The following is a 22,358-nucleotide window of genomic DNA, read 5'->3' as shown; positions in this document are numbered from 1 at the left end:
TGGCCCGCAACCGAACGGACCAGGGGCTTTCGGCATCCGAACACTCGTCCTTTAGTGCCGGGTTGTCCGTTTTTGTCGACGGACCTGTAACAGCGGTTCAAGGAGGGTGGGAGCGCGGGAAATTGCGGGTCATGACCCACAACACCCCACTCTCCCCCCGCCCCCTGCACGACCTGTCCGGCGGTGGCCGCCCCCGTGTGATGACGGCCACCCAGCTCCGCTCACACGGCGTCTCCACGGCCGAGACGAACGAGCAGTGCCGCGCGGGCGGCCCCTGGCAGCAGTTCCTCCCCGGCGTCGTCCTGCTCCACCCGGGCCCGCCGACCAGCGAGGAGCGGCTGCACGCGGTGCTGATGTACGCGGCGCGGGAGCGCGGCACCGGGGTGCCGGCCCAGCCCGGCGCGGGCCGGCCGCACATCCCCGCCTATCCCGAGGTGATGATCACGGGCCTGGCCGCGCTGACGCTGCACGGCTTCTCCTCCACTCCCCCGCTGCCGTCCCTGGACGCCATCGACGTCCTGGTCCCGCGGCTGCGGCGGCTGCGCTCCACGGGCTGCGTGCGCATCGTCCGCACATCCGTCATGCCCGCCCCCGAGCAGGTCACGGGGGTGCCGGTGGCGCCGGTCGCCCGGGCGCTGGCCGACGCGGTGGCCGAACTCGCGGACGCCGTCATCGTCCGCCGGCTGCTCACGGAGGCGGTCCGCGGCGCCCACTGCGACCCGACGGCGGTGGTCCGCGAGCTGAACCAGGCCCGGCTGCTGAGCCGCCCGCACGTGGTGGACGCGGTGGAGTCCCTGCTCGCCGAGGGCCGGGCGCGAGCGGAGGACCGCCTGTACCGGATGGTCCACGAGTACGGCCTGCCCGACCCGGTCTGGAACGTGGACCTGCGCCTGCCCGGCGGCCCCTACCTCGGCGGCCTCGACGCGTACTGGCCCGACCATGCGGTGGCGGTCGAACTCGACACCCGGGCACCCCGGCAGGACGACGACGCCCTGTGGTCCGAGTACGCCCGCAAGCGCGAGCACCTGGAGCGGCTCGGCATCACGGTCGTCCACATCACGCCCCGCAAGCTCCGCGACTCCCCGGAACAGCAGGCGACGGTCATCCGCACGGCCCTGATGGCCTCGGCCGACCGCGAACCGGCCGCGTACGTGGCGGTGCTGCCCCGTTAGCGACGGACGCGGGGGCAGGACCAGGAGGGGAGAGGAGGGGCCGCCGACCGTTCACCGCGGCCCCTCCTCCTGCTGGGAGCGCTACTTGCCGCAGAACTCCGCCTCGATGATCGCGTCGGTGCTCCCCGACCAGTCGCCGTCGAAGTTGACGGCCAGGGAGTGCCGGCCGTCCGCGGTGGTCACCGCGTCCGAGTTTTCAGCCCTTCTTGAGCACCAGTTCGGTATTGCGGTCCTTCGGGTCGCCGCCGAGGGTCGTACGCGCCCCGGGGGCGTTGAGGGACAGCTCTCGGTAGAGGGCCGCCAGACCGGTCTGGGAGAGGTCGGAGAAGTCCGTGCGGTGCGGGGCCGAGGACTCCACCAGCGTGGTGAACAGGGAGATCGTGCCGTCCTTGTTGTCGGCCAGCTCGATGACCCGGGCCAGCTGCGGGAAGTCGACGTGGGAGGCGGTGGAGATCTCCCAGAAGGAGCCGCCGCTCGCCATGGCATGCGGCGTGACGACGTTCTTGTGGATGTGGCCGTTCACCCAGGCGAGCACCCTGGGGTGGCCGCCGAGCAGGGCGAGGACCTCCTGGCCGTTGTGGCGGCGCTCGTTCGGCCTCGCCGGGTCGCTGCGCAGGTTCGTCATCGTTTTGCTGGTGTGATGGCTGAAGATCACCGCGTAGGAGTCCTTGTTGTCCCGCAGTGTCTTGTCGAGCCACTTCAGCTGGGCCGTGCCGATCGACCCCTCGTAGTGGCCGCCGGAGTCGGTGGTGTCCAGGCTGATGCCGATGACGTCGTCGGATATGCGGAAGGCGTAGTACTGGGTGCCCGTGTCCAGGTTGGCGGAGGAGTAGCCGTGGCCGGCCGGGCCGACGCCGCGGTGGGCCGGGTCCAGGTGCGCCCGGAGGTACTCGGCCGGCGTGAAGGGGGCTCGGCTCTCGTCGGGGGTGACCGAACGCATGGAGCGGGCGTGGGACTTGAGGAAGTCGTGGTAGCGGACGCCCCGGGGGTCACGGGCCTTCTTGATCTGCGCCTGGAGCTGCTGCGCCTCGGCCGCGGTCACGTTCATCAGCTTCTTGCCGCCGACGGCCAGTTCGGTGAGGTAGGAGTCGCCGTGCGAGGCGTAGCAGCCCATCGGCAGGGAGTCGTGGTTGCCGACCGTCGAGTACCAGGGCAGGTTGAGGCCGGGGCTGCGGACCTCCCGGATGGCGGCCTTCAGGAAGCCGTCCAGGTGCGGGAACCCGACCTGCTTGTCGCTGTCGCGGACGGCGGCGTCGGGCTGCCAGTACTGCTTGAGGCCGCTGTTCTGGACGCCCTCGTACTGGCGCGGGTCACCGGAGTTGGGCGTGATGCGCCCGCCGCTCATGATCTTCAGGAACCAGTCCAGCTCTGACTTGGCGTTGTTGTCCGTGTTGTCGCCGGTGGTCATGGCGAAGTGCAGCGGGGCGCCGGTGACGGGGGCGCCGCGCAGCGCGTTGATCCGCTCCACGAGCGCGATCGCGCCCTGCACGGTCAGCGCCTCGTGCGGGCGCCAGGCGTGGATGTCGGCCGAGCGCAGGTACTCCAGGCGCAGCGGATGCTGGGCGTCGATGATGTGCAGGTCGGTGAGCTGCACGAACGCGGCGAGCGCGGTACGGCGCCCGGCGCGGCCGGGCTTGGGCGCGGCGAGGTCGGAGCGGACGACCCGCTGCCAGCCGGGTCCGTCGCCCAGGCGCCGGTAGCCGGAGCTGCCGCGCGGGGCGGCGACGGACGCCACGGTGGTGCCCTTGGTGTAGGGGGCCGGCGGCGCGGCCGGTGCCTGGCGTGACGAGGCCGCCACGGCCTGCGTGGCCTCCTCGGCCGTGGCGGCCTGGCTCTCGCTGGGCCGCAGGGCGTAGCCGACGCCCGCGGAGAGGGCGACCGCGCCGGTGGCGGCGAGGACGGAACGACGGTGGATGCCCTGGCCGGAGCCGGCGACTGAGCGTGTGCGCGACATGCGCTTCTCTCCCCGAGTGCGAACGCGTCGGCAGTGGTCGCGGGGCGTTCACGGCGTGAACACCCCGCTCGTACTGGATCGTTGGCACCGGGGATGACCTGCGCGTGAACGAGGCGGCAACGCGCAGCGCCGATCACCGAACGTGGATCTTGGACTACCCTGCGCGTCGTCGCCCGCTCCGGATCCGGCCGGGAACCGGTCACGCGGCGTTCATCTTCCGGGGTACCGCACCTGCATCGCCGTACGGTCGGGCCCTACTCCAGAGCGTCGGCCAGCCGTCCGGTGACCGGGCGTTCGCGCCACATCCGCAGCGCGATGTCGACCATCGAGATCCGCACCAGCCCGGGCACGGCGTCCAGGTCCTGCCAGGCCGCCAAGTCCGTGGAGCCGTTCACCTCGTTGCGCAGTTCGCCGCCGATGATCCGGGCCTCGTAGACGAACCGGACGCCGTGATGGTCGACGGGAGGTCCGAAGCCGTTGCGGAAGACGCGGTGCGAGGAGTTCACGCCGAGCAGTCCGGTCACCTCGATCCGGTACCCGGTCTCCTCCTCCACCTCCCGCCGGACCGTGTCGTAGGGATCCTCGCCGTGCTCCATGCCGCCGCCCGGCAGGACCCACTCGGGCGTGCCGTCCTGGGCGGGTGAGCGGGCGAGGAGGATCTGTCCGTCCCGGACACATATGGCGTAGGCCGCCACCCTCAACTTCTGTCTCACTCCGGGACGTTAACCGATTTCTTCGCCACCTTCGGGACTGATGCTCACAAATCGCATCGCGGGTTTTCCCCATACATCCATTTCGTTTCGGTCAACCCTCCCCAAAGACATTCCCCTTGCGGAAGGCTGTGCGATCGTCCGGGCTTGCCGTTCGGACCGTGTGCGACCAGGGCCGATCGAGCCCCGGTCGCTTCCCGCTCGTTCCTTTACCTACAAGGGATGCCGATGACCCCTCCCACCCCGCGCGATCAGATATCGGGCCCGAGACGTGTGGCCCGCATCGCCATGGCCGCCGGTCTCGTGGCCGCGCTCTTTGCGGCCGGGCCGATCCCGATGGCCTTCTCCGCCGACGGGCCGGGCACGGACGCCCCGGCCGACCCGAGCGTCAAGTCCGCGCACGCCAAGCTCGGTTCGGACGACGCGGACCTGCTCGCGGAGGCCAAGGCCGACGGCGACAAGACCGTCACGATGATGATCGCCACCGCGCCCGGGAAGACCGAGCAGGTCGCCGGGCAGCTGGACGCGGTCAAGGGCGGCTCGGTGGGCCGGGCCGACGACAAGCTGGGCTACGTCCGCGCCACCGTCCCGACGGCCAAGGCGGACTCGGCGATCGCCGCCGCCGCCAAGCTGTCCTCCGTGCACGGCATCGACCTGCGCGAGGAGATCCCCCTCGACGACCCGACGCCGAGCGCGGACACCGCCAAGGGCGCCAAGGCCGCGCAGGGGACGTACCCCGCGCCGGGCAAGAAGACCCCGGCGGAGAACCCGTACAACCCCTCCTTCGAGACGGGCGCGGTCGACTTCGTCGAGGACCACCCGAAGGCCGACGGCCGCGGCGTCACCATCGGCATCCTGGACTCCGGCGTGGACCTCGGTCACCCGGCGCTGCAGAAGACGACGACCGGTGAGCGGAAGATCGTCGACTGGGTGACGGCGACCGACCCGATCATCGACAACGACAGCACCTGGCGCCCGATGGTCACGGCCGTGTCCGGCCCGGCCTTCACCTACCAGGGCCAGTCGTTCAAGGCGCCGGCGGGCTCGTACGCCGTCAGCCTCTTCAAGGAGTCGTACACCACGGGCGGCGACGCCAAGGGCGACGCCAACCGGGACGGCGACACCACCGACGTCTGGGGCGTGCTGTACGACGCCAAGACCGGCACGGTCCGGGTCGACCTGAACAACAACAACGACTTCGGCGACGACGCCCCGATGAAGCCGTACAAGGACGGCCACCAGGTCGGGTACTTCGGCACCGACAACCCGGCCACCGACGTCGCCGAGCGCCAGCCGTTCGTCGTGGAGATCCGCAAGGACGTGCCCATGGACCCGCTGGGCGGCTCCTGGGTCGGCAAGAAGTCCGACTTCGTGAACATCGGCGTCATCGAGTCCGAGCACGGCACGCACGTCGCCGGCATCACCGCCGCCAACGGCCTGTTCGGCGGGAAGATGAACGGCGCCGCCCCCGGCGCCAAGCTGGTCTCCTCGCGCGCCTGCACCTGGTCCGGCGGCTGCACCAACGTGGCGCTGACCGAGGGCATGATCGACCTCGTCACCAAGCGGGGCGTCGACATCGTCAACATGTCCATCGGCGGCCTGCCGGCGCTGAACGACGGCAACAACGCGCGCGCCGAGCTGTACACGCGCCTCATCGACACCTACGGCGTCCAGCTGGTGATCTCCGCGGGCAACTCCGGCCCCGGCGCCAACACCATCGGCGACCCTGCCCTGGCCGACAAGGTCATCTCGGTCGGCGCGTCGGTCTCCAAGGAGACCTGGGCCGCCAACTACGGCTCGGTCGTGGAGAAGAAGTACGCGATGATGCCGTTCTCCTCGCGCGGCCCGCGTGAGGACGGCGGCTTCACGCCGACCCTGGTCGCCCCGGGTGCGGCGATCAACACCACGCAGACCTGGCTGCCGGGCGGCCCGGTCGCCGAGGCGGGCTACACCCTGCCGGCCGGCTACTCGATGCTCCAGGGCACCTCGATGGCCTCCCCACAGGCCACCGGCGCCTCGGCGCTGCTGATCTCGGCCGCCAAGCAGAAGAAGATCGACCTCACGCCGGCGACCCTGCGCACGGCCCTCACCTCGACCGCCGACCACATCAAGGGTGTGCAGGCGTACGAGGAGGGCGCGGGCCTGATGAACATCCCCGACGCCTGGGACGCCATCCGCGACGACGCCACCGCCCACACCTACACGGTCAAGGCGCCGGTCGACACCGCGATCGACCAGTTCCTGAAGACCCCGGGCTTCGGCACGGGCCTCTACGACCGTGAGGGCGGCCTGAAGGCCGGCCAGAAGAAGACGTACGAGATCACCCTGACCCGTACGTCCGGCGCCGACAAGGCGATCCGGCACGAGCTGCACTTCGAGAACAACGCGGGCGGCACGTTCCGCATCGTCGGCTCCGACGAGGTGAAGCTGCCGCTGAACCAGCCGGTGACCGTCAAGGTCCAGGCCGCGCCGAAGTCCGCGGGCCTCAAGAGCGCGATCCTGGAGGTCGACGACCCGAAGACCGAGGGCATCGACCGCCAGGTCCTCAGCACGGTCGTGGTCGCCGCGCCGCTGAAGCACACCTACTCCGCGAAGAACTCGGTGCAGCGCAACAGCTCGCACCACTACTTCGTCACCGTCCCCGAGGGCGCGAAGACCCTCGAGGTCGCCATGAGCGGGCTGAAGGACAAGAGCCAGACCCGGTTCATCTCCATCCACCCGTACGGTGTGCCGTCGGACCCGACGTCGACGATCAACTGCTACCCGAACTACAACAACCCGGCCAACACCTGCCGCCCCGACCTGCGGTCGTACGCGGCCCCGCAGCCGGGCGTGTGGGAGATCGAGGTCGAGTCGCGCCGCACGTCGCCGCTGCTGGACAACCCGTACAAGCTGGACGTCGCCGTGCTCGGCGCGGCCTTCGACCCGGAGACCGTGACCGTGCCCGAGGCGAAGGTCGGCACCCCGGCCGCCGCCTCCTGGAAGGTGACGAACGGCTTCGCCGCGCTCGACGGCAAGCTGGTCGGCGGCCCGCTGGGCTCGGCCAAGGCGGCCCGCCCCGCGATCAAGCAGGGCGAGACGCAGACCACGACGGTCGAGGTGCCCGCGGGCGCCAAGTCGCTGGACGTCACCATCGGCGGTGTCTCGGACAACGCCGCGGACCTGGACCTCGCCGTGTACGACGCGTCGGGCGCGCAGGTCGGCAGCTCCGCCGACGGTGACTCGGAGGAGTCGGTCTCCATCCCCTCCCCGGCCGCCGGGAAGTACTCGATCGAGGTCGTCGGCTACTCGGTGCCGGCCGGCACCACGGAGTACGACTACCAGGACGTGTTCTTCTCCCCCTCCCTCGGCAGCGTCACCGTCGAGGGGTCGGCTCCGGTGAAGCTCGGCACGGGCGACTCCGCCACGGTCTCGGGCAGCGTCACCGCCGCGGCGGCCGCTCCCGAGGGGCGTGAGTTCTTCGGCCAGGTCCAGCTGGTCAACGCGCGCGGCACGGTCGCGGGCGTGGGCAGCGTGAAGATCGAGAAGGTTCTGCCCTAGCGGTAACTCGGCAGCCGTGGGGCGGGCGTCCGTACGGGCGCCCGCCCTTCTTGCTGCTCCTCAGGGGCACGGGAAGGTGCGCGAGGCGGGCAGTGCCTCGGTGATCCACGCCCGGTCGCGGGCGATCTCCTTCTCCCCCGTGGTCCACGTGTCCGGGTGGGTCTCGTCGCCGGAGATACCGACGAGCATGTGGTCACCGGCTCGGAGCAAGGGCACGGCGCCGGTCTCCAGGGGGAAGGTGATCTGCCCCCGGCCCTTGTCGGGCTTGTAGTAGCGGGTCACGTCCAGGGTGATCCGATCCTGGCCGGTGCCAGGAACGGGCTCGACCGCCGAGACGGTGCCCTCGACGACGACCCGGGCGCAGGCGAGGTACCCGGCGCCGCTGAGCTTGGCGCCCCCTTCGGTGTGCGGCCGCCCGGCGGAACTGTCGGCGGCGGACGACCCGCCCTGATCACTCCCGGCGCCCAGGTCGCCGCTCTGCACGGCGAGCCAGCCCATGCCGATCACGAGGCCGGCCCCGACGGCGGCGACGAGGCCCTTCAGGGCCACGGCCAGGGGTCGGGAGCGGGTGCCGGTGCGGGAGCGGGTGCGGGTGCGGTGCGGGGCCAGCGGGGTCACCGAGGCGCTCGTGCTCCCTCCCCCCGGCTCGGGATCGGCGGCCCCCTCGGGGTCGGCGGCCCGCCCCGGATCGGCCGTCGGCTCGGGTCCGGTGAGCGCCCGGCTGATGAGGCCCAGCTGCTCGCGCAGCAGTGTCACGTCGTCGGTCGCCGAACGGTACGCCGTCATGAAGGCGTCGTCCGCGAGGGCGTCGTCCCCGGGCGCCTCGCCGGTGATCACCGCCATCAGCGCTGCCTCGTCATGCCTGCCCTGGTCGTGTCCGTCCTTGTCGTGCCCGGCGCTCACGTCACACCACCTCGTCCTCGTGCAGGCGGGCGCGCAGGGCCCGTACGGCCGTGTGCAGCCGGCTCTTGACCGTGCCCTCCGGGACGCCGAGCTGCTCGGCGATGGACCGGACCGGCAGGTCGGCGTAGAAGCGCAGGACGACGACCTGCCGCTGGGCGTCGGGCAGCTCGTCCAGGCCCTGGGCGACGGCGACGGACAGCACGCTGCTGTCCTCGCCGGAGGGATGCTCCGCCGGCTGGCGCAGGGCGGCCAGCCGCTCCCCGAGCCGCTCCTGGCGGCGCTTGGCCCGGTGCCAGTCCATGGCGAGGTTGGAGGCGACGACCGCCGCCCACGCCGAGACGTCCCGCGGCGCCTCCCGGCCGCCGGCGGCCCGCTCCAGCAACCGCAGGCGGACCTGCTGCACCCCGTCCGGCAGGTCCGCCTGCGGCACCCCGCCGAGCGCGAGCACCGCCCGCACCCGGCGCTCCTGTGCCGCGTCCAGCGGATCGGCCCCGCCCCCCGGGTCGTCGCCGGTCGCCGCGTGCGCCTCCCGGCCGCGCCGTGGCCTTCCGCGCAACAGCACAAGCCACCCCCCTCACGTCGTTTCTCCTACGACGCCGGCACGTCCCGGAACGTTCGCTCACCGCGCGGCGAGTTCCGCCGGGACGGCAGAGGCGTACATCACACTTCCGTGTGGCCGGGATCGGTATGGGCAGGCGAGCTTGCGGCGCACGACCCCTGCCGGACGAATTCCTCCAGCTCAGCGGGGTCGACACCGCAGGTCCGCAACCATGGAGCGGGACAGGCCGTCCCACTCTCCGGGCAGACCGGGGAAAGAAGTGGACAGGCGGGCCGTGGTCGGCCGCATGATGGAAAAGCCTCGGCCAAGCAATGAGTACGTGAACAGACGCCAGGAGAGGGAGTCACCGTGAGGGTCGGAATCGTCGGAGCCACCGGACAGGTGGGCACGGTCATGCGCAGGATCCTCAAGGAGCGGAACTTCCCGGTCACCGAGCTGCGCCTGTTCGCCTCGGCCCGCTCCGCCGGGTCGCAGCTGGAGGGCGTGACGGTGGAGGACGCGGCGACCGCCGACTACACCGGCCTGGACATCGTCCTGTTCTCCGCGGGCGGCGCCACGTCCAAGGCGCTGGCCGAGAAGGTCGCCTCCCAGGGCGCCGTCGTGATCGACAACTCCTCCGCGTGGCGCAAGCACCCGGAGGTGCCCCTGGTCGTCTCCGAGGTCAACCCGCACGCGATCAAGGACCGCCCCAAGGGCATCATCGCGAACCCGAACTGCACGACCATGGCCGCGATGCCGGTCCTGCGTCCGCTGCACGACGAGGCGGGCCTGGAAGCCCTGGTCGTCGCCACGTACCAGGCGGTCTCCGGCTCCGGTCTCGCGGGCGTCGCCGAGCTGCACGGCCAGACGCAGAAGGTCGTCGCCGACGCCGAGAAGCTCACCCACGACGGTGAGGCGGTCGACTTCCCCGAGCCGGGCGTCTACAAGCGCCCCATCGCCTTCAACGTGCTGCCGCTCGCGGGCAACATCGTCGACGACGGCCTGAACGAGACCGACGAGGAGCAGAAGCTCCGCAACGAGTCCCGCAAGATCCTGGAGATCCCCGAGCTGAAGGTCTCCGGTACCTGCGTGCGCGTCCCGGTCTTCTCCGGCCACTCCCTCCAGGTCAACGCCCGCTTCGCCCGGCCGATCAGCCCCGAGCGCGCGACGGAGCTGCTGGCGGACGCCCCGGGCGTCGTCGTCACCGACATCCCCACCCCCCTCCAGGCCGCTGGCAAGGACCCGTCCTACGTCGGCCGCATCCGCCGCGACGAGACGGTGGACAACGGCCTGGCCCTCTTCGTCTCCAACGACAACCTCCGCAAGGGCGCGGCCCTGAACGCGATCCAGATCGCGGAGCTGGTGGCGGCGGAGCTGAAGGGCTAGTCCCCGCCCCCCTCAGCCCCTGCGCACCTCGTAGAGGAAGCAGCCGTACTCGACGGCCCGGACGTGGACCAGTGCCACGGCCGGGTCGTCGAACGCTTCCCGGAGGGCCTGCCGGAACGCATCCGGTTCCCCGACCAGCCGGCCGCCCAGGATCCGTCCCTCGGCCGAGTAGCGGCGGACCGTGCGGTGGGAGCCGGTGAAGGGGAGGATGTCGCCGGCCGGGCCCGCGCACGCGTCGGCGTGGATGAAGACCGGGCCCTGTTCGTCGTAGGGGCCGGGAGTGGCGCCCGTTTCGGCGGCCCAGCGGCGGAGCGGAGCGTACGAGACCAGGGCGAGGCGTTCGCCCGGCTCGCTGTGGCGCAGGCAGCAGCGCAACGGGCTGCCGCCCTCGGTGTCGGTGAAGCCGTCGGTCCGGCGGCCCGCGTCGTCCGTCGTACGCAGTTCCTTCAGGGCGCGCGGGGTGATGGAACGTGCGGTGTACGTGGTCGTCGTCATGCTCATCAGCCTCGCTCGCGCGGGACCCGCTCACCGGCGGTATCCGGACGTCGCGTTTCCTCAATCGGCACGGCCGCGGACAAACCCGGCAGCACTCCTCGGGAGCGCTGGACACCGGTGCGCCGCCGCCCGCGAAGGGGCCCTGCCCGAGGGGTATCCCTAGGAGTCGCCCCGGTCGTCGCACGACGCCGAGCCGCCGTGGAAAGATGGCGCAACCCACCCATAACGAGGAGATGACCGCGTGCCTGGCACAAACCTGACCCGCGAAGAGGCGCAGCGGCGGGCGCAGCTGCTCACCGTCGAGTCGTACGAGATCGAACTCGATCTCTCGGGCGCGCAGGAGGGCGGCACCTACCGGTCCGTGACCACGGTGCGCTTCGACGTGACGGACGACAACGGCGCGCAGTCGTTCATCGACCTGGTGGCGCCGGCCGTGCACGAGGTGACCCTGAACGGGGACTCCCTCGACCCGGCCGAGGTCTTCGCGGACTCCCGGATCGCCCTGCCCGGCCTGCTGCGGGGCCGCAACATCCTCCGGGTCGTCGCCGACTGCGCGTACACCAACACCGGCGAGGGCCTGCACCGGTTCGTCGACCCGGTCGACGACCAGGCCTACCTCTACACCCAGTTCGAGGTCCCGGACGCCCGCCGGGTGTTCGCGAGCTTCGAGCAGCCGGACCTCAAGGCGACCTTCCAGTTCACCGTGACGGCGCCCGAGGGCTGGACGGTCATCTCCAACTCTCCGACGCCCGAACCCCAGGACAACGTCTGGGTCTTCGAGCCGACGCCCCGCATTTCGACGTACATCACGGCGCTGATCGTCGGCCCGTACCACTCGGTGCACAGCGTGTACGAGAAGGACGGCCAGTCCGTCCCGCTCGGCATCTACTGCCGGCCCTCCCTCGCCGAGTACCTCGACTCGGACGCCATCTTCGAGGTGACCCGGCAGGGCTTCGAGTGGTTCCAGGAGAAGTTCGACTACGCGTACCCGTTCGAGAAGTACGACCAGCTGTTCGTGCCGGAGTTCAACGCGGGCGCGATGGAGAACGCGGGCGCGGTGACCATCCGCGACCAGTACGTGTTCCGCTCGAAGGTGACGGACGCGGCGTACGAGGTGCGCGCGGAGACCATCCTGCACGAGCTGGCCCACATGTGGTTCGGCGACCTCGTGACCATGGAGTGGTGGAACGACCTGTGGCTGAACGAGTCGTTCGCCACGTACACGTCCATCGCCTGCCAGGCGCACGCGCCGGGGAGCCGGTGGCCGCACGCGTGGACCACCTTCGCCAACTCCATGAAGACCTGGGCGTACCGGCAGGACCAGCTGCCGTCCACCCACCCGATCATGGCCGAGATCCGGGACCTCGACGACGTCCTCGTCAACTTCGACGGCATCACGTACGCCAAGGGCGCCAGCGTCCTGAAGCAGCTCGTGGCGTACGTCGGCATGGACGAGTTCTTCCGGGGCGTGCAGGCGTACTTCAAGCGCCACGCCTTCGGCAACACGCGGCTGTCGGACCTGCTGGGCGCGCTGGAGGAGACCTCCGGCCGCGACCTGAAGACCTGGTCGCAGAAGTGGCTCCAGGCGGCCGGCATCAACGTGCTGCGCCCGGAGATCGAGACGGACTCCGACGGCGTCGTCACGTCCTTCGCCATCCGCCAGGAGGCCCCGGCCCTGCCGGCCGGCGCCAAGGGCGAGCCGACGCTGCGCCCGCACCGGGTCGCCGTCGGCCTGTACGACCTCGACGAGGCGAGCGGCAAGCTGGTCCGCCGGGAGCGCGTCGAGCTGGACGTGGACGGCGAGCTGACGGCCGTGCCGCAGCTCGTGGGGCAGCACCGCCCGGCCGTGATCCTGCTCAACGACGACGACCTGTCGTACGCGAAGGTGCGCCTGGACGAGCAGTCGCTGGCCTTCGTCACGGAGCACCTCGGCGACTTCGAGTCCTCCCTGCCGCGCGCCCTGTGCTGGGCGTCGGCCTGGGACATGACGCGCGACGCCGAGCTCGCGGCCCGCGACTACCTGTCGCTGGTGCTGTCCGGCATCGGCAGGGAGTCGGACATCGGTGTGGTGCAGTCGCTCCAGCGGCAGGTGAAGCTGGCGATCGACCTGTACGCCGACCCGGCCGCCCGCGAGGCGCTGCTGGCCCGCTGGACCGACGCGACGCTGGCGCACCTGCGGGCGGCGGCCCCGGGCAGCGACCACCAGCTGGCGTGGGCGCGCGCCTTCGCGGCGACGGCCCGCACGCCGGAGCAGCTCGATCTGCTGGACGCGCTGCTGGACGGCTCGCAGACGATCGAGGGCCTGGCCGTCGACACGGAGCTGCGGTGGGCGTTCGTGCAGCGGCTCGCCGCGGTCGGCCGGTTCGACGAGGCGGAGATCGCGGGCGAGTACGAGCGTGACCGCACGGCCGCGGGTGAGCGTCACGCGACCACGGCCCGGGCGGCCCGTCCGACGGCGGAGGCCAAGGCGGAGGCGTGGGAGTCGGTCGTCGAGTCCGACAAGCTGCCGAACGCCGTGCAGGAGGCGGTCATCGCCGGCTTCGTCCAGACCGACCAGCGCGAGGTGCTCGCCCCGTACGCGGAGCGGTACTTCGAGGTGGTCAAGGACATCTGGGAGTCCCGCTCCCACGAGATGGCCCAGCAGATCGCCGTCGGCCTCTACCCGACCGTGCAGGTCTCCCAGGAGACCCTGGACCGGACGGACGCCTGGCTGGCCTCCGCCGAGCCGACCGCGGCCCTGCGGCGCCTGGTCTCGGAGTCCCGCGCGGGCGTGGAGCGCGCCCTGCGGGCCCAGCGGGCGGACGCGGCGGCCGCCGGGGAGTAAGCCCGGCGCTCTGCACCACCCCGAAGGGGCGTCCGGTCCGTGCCGGACGCCCCTTCGTCTGCCCCCCGCCCGCCGCGGGCGCAGCCGCGCCTATCGCCGTAGCGCCGCGTCCCGCACGTCCGTCGCCTCGGTGTGGACGTTCCTCCCGGTGACGCCGGCGGTTCGCGACGGCCGGGTGACGAACTGCCCCGCCACCGTCGCCCCGAACGCCAGCCCCATGCCGACCAGTTGCTCCGGCGTCAGCGCCTGCCCGAGCGCCGCCCAGCCGACGACGGCGGCGGTCAGCGGGGAGAGCGGCCCGAGGAAGGTAACCTGGGTGGCGGTCATACGGCCGATGCCGCGGAACCACAGCCAGTACGCGACCGCCGTGTTCGCGACGGCGAGGTAGAGGTAGCCGCCGACCGCCCGGCCGTCCAGCACCGGCGGGGCGCCCTCGATCAGGAAGGCGAGCGGCGCGATGAGCAGGCCGCCCGCGGTGAGCTGCCAGCCGGTCAGCGCCAGCGGCCCGAGCCCCTCGGGGCGGCCCCAGCGCTGGGTGAGCACGGTGCCGGTCGACATCGACGCCGTGGAGGCCACGGCCGCCAGCAGGCCCAGCGTGTCCAGCGCCCCGGCCGCCCGCAGGACGACGAGGCTGACGCCGAACGCGGCCACGGCCCCGGTCACCAGCGTGCGCGCCGACGGCCGCTGCCCGAGCAGCGGCGCCGAGAGTCCGGCCACGAACAGCGGACCGGCGGAGCCGACGACCGCCGCCAGACCGCCGGGCAGCCGGTACGCGGAGAGGAACAGCAGCGGGAAGAAGGCGCCGATGTTCAGCGCGCCGAGCACCGCCGCCTTCCACCACCAGGCGCCGCGCGGCAGCACCCGGGCGAGGGCGAGCAGCAGCAGACCGGCGGGCAGGGCGCGCACCAGGGCGGTGAACAGGGGGCGGTCGGGCGGGAGGAACTCGGTGGTGACCGCGTAGGTCGTGCCCCAGGAGACGGGCGCGAGGGCGGTGAGGGTGATGAGGGCCGGGCGGGAGAGGGCCATGGGAGACACCCTTCGAAATAGGTCAGCAGAAAGTAGCTTACGGCTAAGCAACTTTCAGTCAAGCCACTTTCTTGCGGGTGACCGAGCCTCGGCCGATACTCGTGCCATGAGCGAACGCCCGCAGCAGCGCACGGACCCCGTCGACGCGATCATCGACCAGTGGGCGACGGTCCGGCCCGACCTCGACACCGCCGCCATGGAGGTCTTCGGCCGGATCAACCGGCTCTCCCACGCGATCGGCGAACGGGTGGGGCAGGCGTACGCGAAGTTCGGGATCTCCCGCGGGGAGTTCGACGTCCTGGCGACCCTGCGCCGCTCCGGCGAGCCCTACACGCTCTCCCCCCGGCAGCTCTCCGCGACGCTGATGCTCACCACCGGCGGCATGACGGGGCGCCTGGACAAGCTGGAGCGGGCGGGCCTGCTGCGCCGCTCCCCCGATCCGCACGACCGGCGCGGGCTGCACGTCACGCTCACCGACGAGGGCCGCGCACTGGTCGACGAGGCCGTCGGTGCGGGGCTGGCGGTGCAGACCGAGGCGCTCTCCGCCCTGGGCGCGCAGCGGGCCGGACAGCTCGCCGAGCTGCTACGGGACCTGCTGGCGGGGACGGACAGGCCCTGACACGACCGGCGGGGACGGACAGGCCCTGACACGACCGGCGGGGACAGGACGGGTCCTGACACGACCGGCGGGGACAGGACGGGTCCTGACACGTCGAGGGCGCCGCCGCGGTCATCGCGACGGCGCCCTCGACGAGGAACGCTGGTCAGGCCTTGACTTCGCTCTGCGCCTCGGCCTCGGTGGTGATGTTGGAGCTGGTCGGGTCCTTCTTCTTGTGCGTCTTGTCCGCGATCGTCACCAGACCGTGGATGACCAGGTAGAGCACGAGGGGGGCCGCGACGAAGAGGCCCAGCGTCTCGATGACGCTCAGGCCCTGACCGGGGTCGTCACCGTCGTCGCGGGTGAGCGCGCTCGCGGGGGACGACATGAGCAGCATCATCAGCGTCGTACCGGCTGCCAGGGCGCCGGCGCGCAGGGCGTTCTTCTTGTCCACGGTGTCAAAATATCCAACGCCGACCGGGGGCGCGCGCCCGGGGTGCCGTAAGGGACGCCCGCCTCACGCGCCGCCCTCCCTGAGCACCTCCATCAGGGCGTGCAGTCGCGGTGAGGCCGCGAGGTCCTCCAGGGTCACCGGCCGACCCTGCGCGTCCGCGATCGGCAGGCGCCAGTTCGGGTACTGGTCCCACGTCCCCGGGAGGTTCTGCGGGCGGCGGTCGCCGACGCCGTCCGGCAGCCAGACACCGACCATGCGGGCCGGGGTGCGCAGCAGGAAGCGGTGGACGGCCTGGATCTGGGCCTCCTCCGACGACAGGTCACCGCCGCCGCCCGTGCCGTGCAGCAGACCCAGCCGGGAGAGCAGGGACAGCCACTCCCCCGCGTCGGCGGCGGCCTCGGCGCGCTCCTCCTCCAGGGGCCGGGTCAGCAGGCCCAGGCTGTCGCGGAGCTCGACGTGCTCGCCGGTGAGGCGGGCGGCGGTGGAGGGCAGGTCGTGGGTGGTGGCGGTGGCCAGGCAGTCGGCGCGCCAGCCGTCGGGGGGCAGGGGGCGGCCGTCGCCCTCCCAGTCGCGTTCGAACCACAGCACGGACGTGCCCAGCACCCCGCGCTCGCGCAGCGCCTCGCGCACGCCGGGCTCCACGGTGCCGAGGTCCTCGCCGATGACCAGCGCCCCGGCCCGGGAGGCCTCCAGGACGAGGACGGCGAGCATGGCCTCGGCGTCGTAGCGGACGTAGGTGCCCTCGGTGGGCGGGTGGCCCTGCGGAACCCACCAGAGGCGGAACAGGCCCATGACGTGGTCGATGCGCAGGGCTCCCGCGTAGCGGAACAGGGCGCGCAGCAGGTCGCGGAAGGGGGCGTAGCCGGACTCGGCGAGGCGGTCGGGGCGCCAGGGCGGCAGGCCCCAGTCCTGGCCGCGGGCGTTGAAGGCGTCCGGCGGGGCGCCGACCGACATGCCGGCGGCGAAGTGCTCCTGCTGCGCCCAGGCGTCGGCGCCGCCGGGGTGCACGCCGACCGCGAGGTCGTGCACGATCCCGACGGACATCCCGGCCTCGAGCCCGGCGCGCTGCGCGGCGGTCAGCTGGGTGTCGGTGAGCCAGGCGAGCCGGGACCAGAAGTCGACCCGGTCCATGAGGCCGTTGCGGGCCCGGGTCGTCTCGGCCGACCGCGGGTCGCGCAGGCCGGTCGGCCAGCGGTGCCAGTCCGAGCCGTGCACCTCGGCGAGGGCGCACCAGGTGGCGTGGTCCTCCAGGGCCCGGCCCTGCTCGGCGAGGAAGTCGCAGTAGGCGGCGCGCCGGCCGGGGCCGAGGGGGGCCTCACCGAGCAGCTCCAGCGCCTCCCGCTTGAGCTCCCACACGGCGTCCCGGTCGATCAACGCGCCCTTGTGCAGCACCGCTTCGCGCAGTCGGCCCGCTCTCTCCAGCAGGGCGCGCAGGCGTTCGGGGTCGTCGAGGTACGCGGCCTCGGGGATGTCCTCGACGCGCAGGTGCACGGGGTCGGGGAAGCGGCGCGAGGAGGGGCGGTACGGGGAAGGGTCGGTAGGGGCTCCGGGCACGGCGGCGTGCAGCGGGTTGACCTGGACGAACCCGGCGCCGAGCGACCGCCCGGCCCAGCCGGCCAGCTCGGCGAGGTCACCGAGGTCGCCCATGCCCCAGGAGCGGCGGGACAGCAGGGAGTAGAGCTGGACGAGGAGCCCGTGGGAGCGTCCCGCGGGGGTGGGCAGGCGGGGCGGGGCGACGATCAGGTGGGCGGTGGCGGTGCGGCCGTCGGAGGTGGTGGCGGTCAGCCGGTGCACGCCGGGCGGGAGGCCGTCGGCCTCGGTGCGGCTCTCGCCCTGCTCGGTGTCGATCCGCAGCCGGGTCCCCTCGGGGAGCGCGGCCACGGCGGCCGGGGGGCTGCCGCCCCAGCCGACGACGGTCGGGGGCAGCAGCCGTTCGCCCAGTTCCCGCTCGCGGGCCGCGAGCGCGGCGCGGACTGCGCCGGGCGTGCTCGCGTCCACGCCGAGGGCGGCCAGGGTCAGGGTGACCGCGGTGGCCGAGGCCGTGACCGAGCGGTCCGGGGACGGACTGTAGGACGTGGCGACGCCGTGCAGGACGGCGAGGCGGGACAGGTCCTCGGAGGGCGGGTCGGCCGGCCGGGGTGCGGTCATCTACATCCTCGAGTAGTCCGGGACGAAGGCCGGGGGCTCGCTGGTCAGGGGAGCGGCTTCGGCGAGCGGCGGCTCACTGGTGAGGGGCTCGGCGTCGGGCAGCGGGGGCTCGCTGGTCAGCGGCAGTTCGGTGTGGGTGCTCTCGGAGCTGAAGACGCAGTAGCGGGGGTCGGCATGGTGCGGGTCGTCGAGGTCGGCGGACTGGTCCGCCACGGGTTTGGACGGGGCCGGGAGCGGAAGGAAAGTCATCGCAGCCACGGGGGCCTCCTTGTCGGGTACGGCTTTCAACGGGTCATGGCAGCCCTACCCAGTCGACGCGAAGGCAGACGCCCCGGGCCCAACATCGTGCTTCTGCTCACATTCCACTCCCCTCCACAAACTCCAGATTCCGGCATTTCGCCTACAACGACCACTCTCGTTGACACGTCCACCGGGCGGGTGGTGGGCTCGTCGTGCCGGTCGGACGCATCTGGAGGGGCCTGTGGGACTGCGGCGTGGGAAGCGGGCCGCGGCCCTCGCGGTCGCCGTCGTCGCCGGGAGCCTCGCGGCCCCGCCCGCCGCGATGGCGGCTCCGTCTCCACCCGGCACGACCGCGACGACCCCGACCCCCGACAGCGCCGGAACGGACTTCTCCGTCTGGCCACGCCCCCAGTCGCTGCGCGCGAACGGCGCCCCGGTCGCCGTGCCCGACGAGGTCGCCCTGATCACCGACGAGCAGGCGGACCCCCACTCCGTCGACGCCCTGCGCGAGCTGCTGCGGCAGGCCGGGGCCCGCCGGATCACGGAAACGGCCGGACCGGGCGCCCTGGTCGTGCGTGCGCGGACGGAGCCGGTCCGCCGGGACGACCGTCGCGCCCTGCCCGCCGGGGGATACGAGCTGTCCGTGGGCGCGGGCGGCGTCTTGCTCACCGGCACCGGCGAGGACGGCCTCTTCCACGCCGTGCAGACGCTGCGGCAGCTCCTGCGCCCCGACGGCACGATCGCGTCGGCCGTCGTCCGCGACTGGCCCGGCACCGCCGTACGCGGCATCACCGAGGGCTTCTACGGCACCGCCTGGACGCACCGGCAGCGGCTGGCGCAGCTGGACTTCATGGGGCGCACCAAGCAGAACCGCTACCTGTACGCCCCCGGCGACGACCTCTACCGGCAGGCCCGCTGGCGTGAGCCCTACCCGGCGCAGGCCCGGGCCCGGTTCCGGGAGCTGGCCGAGCGGGCGCGGAGCAACCACGTCTCGCTCGGCTGGGCGGTGGCCCCGGGCCAGGCGATGTGCTTCGCGTCGGACGACGACATGCGGGCGCTGACGCGCAAGCTGGACGCGATGTGGGCGCTGGGTTTCCGGGCGTTCCAGCTCCAGTTCCAGGACGTCAGCTACAGCGAGTGGCACTGCGGGGCGGACGCCGACCGGTTCGGCTCCGGCCCCGAGGCGGCGGCGCGGGCCCAGGCCCGGGTCGCGAACGCGGTGGCCCGGCACCTGGCGGCGCGGCACCCCGGCGCCGCCGGTCTGTCCCTGATGCCGACCGAGTACTACGAGGACGGCACGACCGACTACCGGCGGGCGCTGGCGAGCGAGCTGGCCGAGGGTGTCGAGGTGGCCTGGACGGGCGTCGGGGTGGTGCCGCGCACCATCACGGGCGGCGAACTGGCCGACGCGCGCGAGGCGTTCGGACATCCGCTGGTCACGATGGACAACTACCCGGTCAACGACTACGACCCCGGCCGCATCTTCCTCGGCCCGTACCAGGGCCGTGATCCGGCCGTCGCGACCGGCTCGGCCGCCCTGCTGGCCAACGCGATGCAACAGCCGGAGGCGTCCCGCATCCCCCTGTTCACCACCGCCGACTACGCCTGGAACCCGCGCGCCTACCGGCCCGGGGAGTCCTGGCGGGCCGCGATCGCCGACCTTGCGGGCGGGGACCGGAGCCGCGAGCAGGCCCTGGCCGCACTGGCCGGCAACGACGCCTCCTCGGTCCTGGACGACGAGGAGTCGGCGTATCTGCGTCCGCTGACCGAGGCGTACTGGGCATCCCGCACGGCGGGCACCGACGGGGACGCCGAGCGGCGGCTGCGCGAGGCCTTCACCGTGCTGCGCGAGCTGCCCCGGCGCCTGTCCGGAACGGGACTCGGCTCCGAGGTCGCCCCCTGGTCGCAACAGCTGGCGGCCTACGGCGAGGCGGGCACGGCCGCACTCGGCATGCTGGACGCGCAGCGCGCCGGGGACGCGGCGGCGGCGGCCTGGACGGCGTACCGCAGGCTCGGCGCGCTGCGGGCCCGGCTGGAGTCGGCACCCGTGGAGGTCGGGACGGACGTGCTGGACCCCTTCCTGCAGCGGGCGCAGAAGTCGTACGCCGCCTGGTCGGGCATCCACCACGAGCCGCTCCGCAACCCCGGCGACGGCCGCACCCTGCGCCTCCCGCGGCCCCGGACGCTCACCGCCGTGACCGCCCTGACCGAGCCGGGCACCGGGGGCGGCGTCGAGGTGCACGTGCCCGGGCAGGGCTGGCGCGAGGCGGGCCGGCTGGACCGGTCCGGGGCGACCGAGGTCCGGCTCGGCACCCGCGCCGACGCCCTGAGGGTCACCGGCCCGGCACCCTCCCGCGTCCACCACCTCATCCCCTGGTTCACCGACTCGCCCGCCGTCTCCCTCGGCCTGCCCCGCGACCGGGCGGACGTCGAGACCGGCCGCACCGAGCGGCTGACCGCCCGCCTCGGATCGCTGCGCCCCGCCGACGCCCGCGGCAGGCTGACCGTCGAGGCGCCCGAGGGCGTCCGCGTCCGGGTGCCTGAGGGCGAGCTGACCGTACGGCGCGGCACGACGGTGGAGGTCCCGGTCGAGGTGACCGTGGAGCGCGGCGCCCCGATGCGGTCGCACGACGTCCGGCTGGGGTTCGCGGGATCGGACCGCACGCTCACCGTCCGGGCCGTCCCGCCCACCGGCGGCCCCGACCTGGCCCGCACCGGCACCGCCCGCTCCTCGGGCGACGAGACGCCCGAGTTCCCCGCGTCGGCGGCGAACGACGGGGACCCGGAGACCCGCTGGTCGTCCCCGGTCGACGACGGCGCCTGGTGGCAGGTGGAGCTGGCCCGGCCGGCGCGGCTCGGCCGGGTCGCGCTGCACTGGCAGGACGCGCACCCCTCGTCCTACCGCGTCCAGGTCTCCCCGGACGGCCGCCGCTGGCGCACCGCCGCCGCCGTCCGGGACAGCCGGGGCGGCCGGGAGAACGTCCCCATGGACGAACGGGACGTGCGGTTCGTGCGCGTCCAGGGCGACAAGCGGGCGACGACGTACGGCTATTCGCTGTGGTCGGCCCAGGCGTACGCCGTCTCGGAGTCAACGACCCGTCGCTAAAGCGCGTGCTTGCACAGCGGGCGCCACTGGCTGTGGTGCTGCGCTTGCGTCCGGTCCCACCCTCGGGTGTCGGGTGTCGGGTTGCGGGCGGGCGGGCACAGGGGCCTCCCGGGGTCGGTGGTCCGTGGCCCGTGGCCCGTGGCCCCCGTGGCCCGTGGCCTGTGCGGGCAGGCGCAGGGGGTTTCCCGGGCCGGAGGCCCGTGCGGGCAGGCGCAGGGGTTTCCCGAGCCGGAGGCCCGTGCGAGCAGGCGCAGGGGGATCCCCGGGCCGGAGGCCCATGCGAGCAGGCGCAGGGGGATTCCCGGGCCGGTGGCCTGTGCGGGCAGGCGCAGGGGGATCCCCGAGCCGGAGGCCCATGCGAGCAGGCGCAGGGGGATTCCCGAGCCGGAGGCCCATGCGAGCAGGCGCAGGGGGATTCCCGGGCCGGTGGCCTGTGCGGGCAGGCGCAGGGGGATCCCCGAGCCGGAGGCCTGTGCGGGCGCAGGGCGATACCGCCGCCGGGCGGCGGTATCGCGGCAATACGAAGGCCCGGATCGTCGTCAGGCGGAAATGCCGTCGATCCGGGCCATGGCGTCCTCCGCGCCGAACGGCTGCAAGTACGGCAGCCAGCGCGGATCCCTATGGCCGGTCCCGATGATGCGCCAGGCCAGGCCGGACGGCGGGGCGGGTTTGTGGCGCAGCCGCCAGCCGATCTCGAAGAGGTGCCGATCCGCCTTCACGTGGTTGCAGCGGCGGCAGGACGCCACCACGTTGTCCCAGACGTGCTTGCCCCCGCGGCTGCGCGGGATGACGTGGTCGACGCTGGTTGCGACGCCACCGCAGTACATGCACCGGCCCCCGTCGCGGGCGAACAGCGCCCGGCGGGTCAGTGGAACGGGCCCCCGATAGGGAACCCGGACGAATCGCTTGAGCCGGACCACGCTGGGTGCGGGGACTGTGACGGTCGCGCTGTGCAGATAGGCGCCGGACTCCTCTAGGCAGACTGCCTTGTTCTCAAGGACGAGGACGAGCGCGCGGCGGAGCGGTACGACGCCTAGCGGCTCGTACGACGCGTTGAGGACCAGGACATGCGGCACGGATGCCTCCTTGGACGCCGGCGGCGCGTGGCTCGCGCCGGGACGATTCGTAGCCAGTCTCCCCTCATGCCTGGTGGAAGCGCCACCATGTCCCCGTAACGGGCTGGGAGTGTTTTCGACCACATCCCATTCATCCCCCAGATCATGGCCCGTTCAAGCCCAGGTGAGCACGGTCTCTCCTTCACACA

Annotated in this window: 16 protein-coding genes; 6 read left to right on the top strand and 10 right to left on the bottom strand. The window is 72.8% G+C overall.

Features of this window, described 5'->3' with window-relative positions; genetic code table 11:
• The first annotated feature begins 131 nt into the window (after window positions 1-131).
• A complete protein-coding gene (locus HDC93_RS31285; RefSeq protein ID WP_185014201.1) occupies window positions 132-1,172 on the top strand; it encodes a hypothetical protein in 1,041 nt (346 codons plus the stop codon).
• A gap of 196 nt (window positions 1,173-1,368) precedes the next feature.
• Here the strand turns inward: HDC93_RS31285 and HDC93_RS31280 are convergent, their stop codons facing one another.
• On the bottom strand, window positions 1,369-3,126 hold the full coding sequence (locus HDC93_RS31280; RefSeq protein ID WP_185014200.1) for a TIGR03767 family metallophosphoesterase: 1,758 nt from the start codon (window positions 3,124-3,126) through the stop codon (window positions 1,369-1,371).
• Between the two features lie 254 nt (window positions 3,127-3,380).
• Window positions 3,381-3,839 carry an NUDIX hydrolase gene (locus tag HDC93_RS31275; protein ID WP_311774667.1) on the bottom strand — a complete coding sequence of 153 codons (459 nt, stop codon included), beginning with the start codon at window positions 3,837-3,839 and terminating at the stop codon, window positions 3,381-3,383.
• A 225-nt stretch (window positions 3,840-4,064) separates the two neighbouring features.
• On the opposite strand from HDC93_RS31275, the gene HDC93_RS31270 reads away from it, so the two are divergent.
• Complete coding sequence (locus tag HDC93_RS31270; RefSeq protein ID WP_185014199.1) at window positions 4,065-7,376, top strand: S8 family serine peptidase; 3,312 nt, start codon at window positions 4,065-4,067, stop codon at window positions 7,374-7,376.
• 60 nt (window positions 7,377-7,436) lie between these two features.
• On the opposite strand, the gene HDC93_RS31265 is transcribed toward HDC93_RS31270, so the two are convergent.
• Both HDC93_RS31265 and HDC93_RS31260 read right to left on the bottom strand, forming a co-directional pair.
• A complete protein-coding gene (locus HDC93_RS31265; RefSeq protein WP_185014198.1) occupies window positions 7,437-8,279 on the bottom strand; it encodes a hypothetical protein in 843 nt (280 codons plus the stop codon).
• Between the two features lies 1 nt (window position 8,280).
• Window positions 8,281-8,838 carry a sigma-70 family RNA polymerase sigma factor gene (locus tag HDC93_RS31260; RefSeq protein WP_185014249.1) on the bottom strand — a complete coding sequence of 186 codons (558 nt, stop codon included), beginning with the start codon at window positions 8,836-8,838 and terminating at the stop codon, window positions 8,281-8,283.
• Between the two features lie 348 nt (window positions 8,839-9,186).
• On the opposite strand from HDC93_RS31260, the gene HDC93_RS31255 reads away from it, so the two are divergent.
• Window positions 9,187-10,203 carry an aspartate-semialdehyde dehydrogenase gene (locus tag HDC93_RS31255; RefSeq protein ID WP_185014197.1) on the top strand — a complete coding sequence of 339 codons (1,017 nt, stop codon included), beginning with the start codon at window positions 9,187-9,189 and terminating at the stop codon, window positions 10,201-10,203.
• 12 nt (window positions 10,204-10,215) lie between these two features.
• Here the strand turns inward: HDC93_RS31255 and HDC93_RS31250 are convergent, their stop codons facing one another.
• A complete protein-coding gene (locus tag HDC93_RS31250; RefSeq protein ID WP_185014196.1) occupies window positions 10,216-10,698 on the bottom strand; it encodes a DUF1203 domain-containing protein in 483 nt (160 codons plus the stop codon).
• A gap of 241 nt (window positions 10,699-10,939) precedes the next feature.
• Here HDC93_RS31250 and pepN point away from each other — a divergent pair, with 241 nt between their 5' ends.
• Window positions 10,940-13,522, top strand: coding sequence for an aminopeptidase N (pepN, locus tag HDC93_RS31245; RefSeq protein ID WP_185014195.1), 2,583 nt, complete (start codon window positions 10,940-10,942; stop codon window positions 13,520-13,522).
• A 90-nt stretch (window positions 13,523-13,612) separates the two neighbouring features.
• Here pepN and HDC93_RS31240 read toward each other — a convergent pair whose 3' ends face one another.
• Window positions 13,613-14,548 (bottom strand): EamA family transporter, encoded by a 936-nt coding sequence (locus HDC93_RS31240; RefSeq protein WP_185014194.1) that lies wholly within the window; start codon window positions 14,546-14,548, stop codon window positions 13,613-13,615.
• A 106-nt stretch (window positions 14,549-14,654) separates the two neighbouring features.
• Here HDC93_RS31240 and HDC93_RS31235 point away from each other — a divergent pair, with 106 nt between their 5' ends.
• Complete coding sequence (locus HDC93_RS31235) at window positions 14,655-15,167, top strand: MarR family winged helix-turn-helix transcriptional regulator (RefSeq protein ID WP_185014193.1); 513 nt, start codon at window positions 14,655-14,657, stop codon at window positions 15,165-15,167.
• A 145-nt stretch (window positions 15,168-15,312) separates the two neighbouring features.
• Here the strand turns inward: HDC93_RS31235 and HDC93_RS31230 are convergent, their stop codons facing one another.
• The 3 genes from HDC93_RS31230 to HDC93_RS31220 form a co-directional block, all read right to left on the bottom strand.
• Entirely contained in the window at window positions 15,313-15,600 is a 288-nt protein-coding gene (locus HDC93_RS31230; protein ID WP_185014192.1) for a hypothetical protein, read from the bottom strand.
• A gap of 63 nt (window positions 15,601-15,663) precedes the next feature.
• Window positions 15,664-17,748: a 4-alpha-glucanotransferase gene (malQ, locus tag HDC93_RS31225; RefSeq protein ID WP_185014191.1), complete on the bottom strand. Its 2,085-nt coding sequence runs from the start codon at window positions 17,746-17,748 to the stop codon at window positions 15,664-15,666.
• Complete coding sequence (locus HDC93_RS31220) at window positions 17,749-18,006, bottom strand: hypothetical protein (RefSeq protein ID WP_185014190.1); 258 nt, start codon at window positions 18,004-18,006, stop codon at window positions 17,749-17,751.
• A gap of 223 nt (window positions 18,007-18,229) precedes the next feature.
• Between HDC93_RS31220 and HDC93_RS31215 the strand changes: the two genes are divergently transcribed.
• A complete protein-coding gene (locus HDC93_RS31215) occupies window positions 18,230-21,094 on the top strand; it encodes a beta-N-acetylglucosaminidase domain-containing protein (RefSeq protein WP_185014189.1) in 2,865 nt (954 codons plus the stop codon).
• Window positions 21,095-21,633: 539 nt separating this feature from the next.
• Here HDC93_RS31215 and HDC93_RS31210 read toward each other — a convergent pair.
• Complete coding sequence (locus HDC93_RS31210) at window positions 21,634-22,170, bottom strand: HNH endonuclease (protein WP_031110731.1); 537 nt, start codon at window positions 22,168-22,170, stop codon at window positions 21,634-21,636.
• Window positions 22,171-22,358: the final 188 nt, after the last annotated feature.

The sequence above is a fragment of the Streptomyces sp. AK010 genome (genome assembly GCF_014207295.1).
Classification (GTDB): Bacteria; Actinomycetota; Actinomycetes; order Streptomycetales; family Streptomycetaceae; genus Streptomyces; species Streptomyces massasporeus.
The sequence above is the reverse complement of the archived record's forward strand: the minus strand, read 5'-3'. Positions and strand labels throughout refer to the sequence as shown.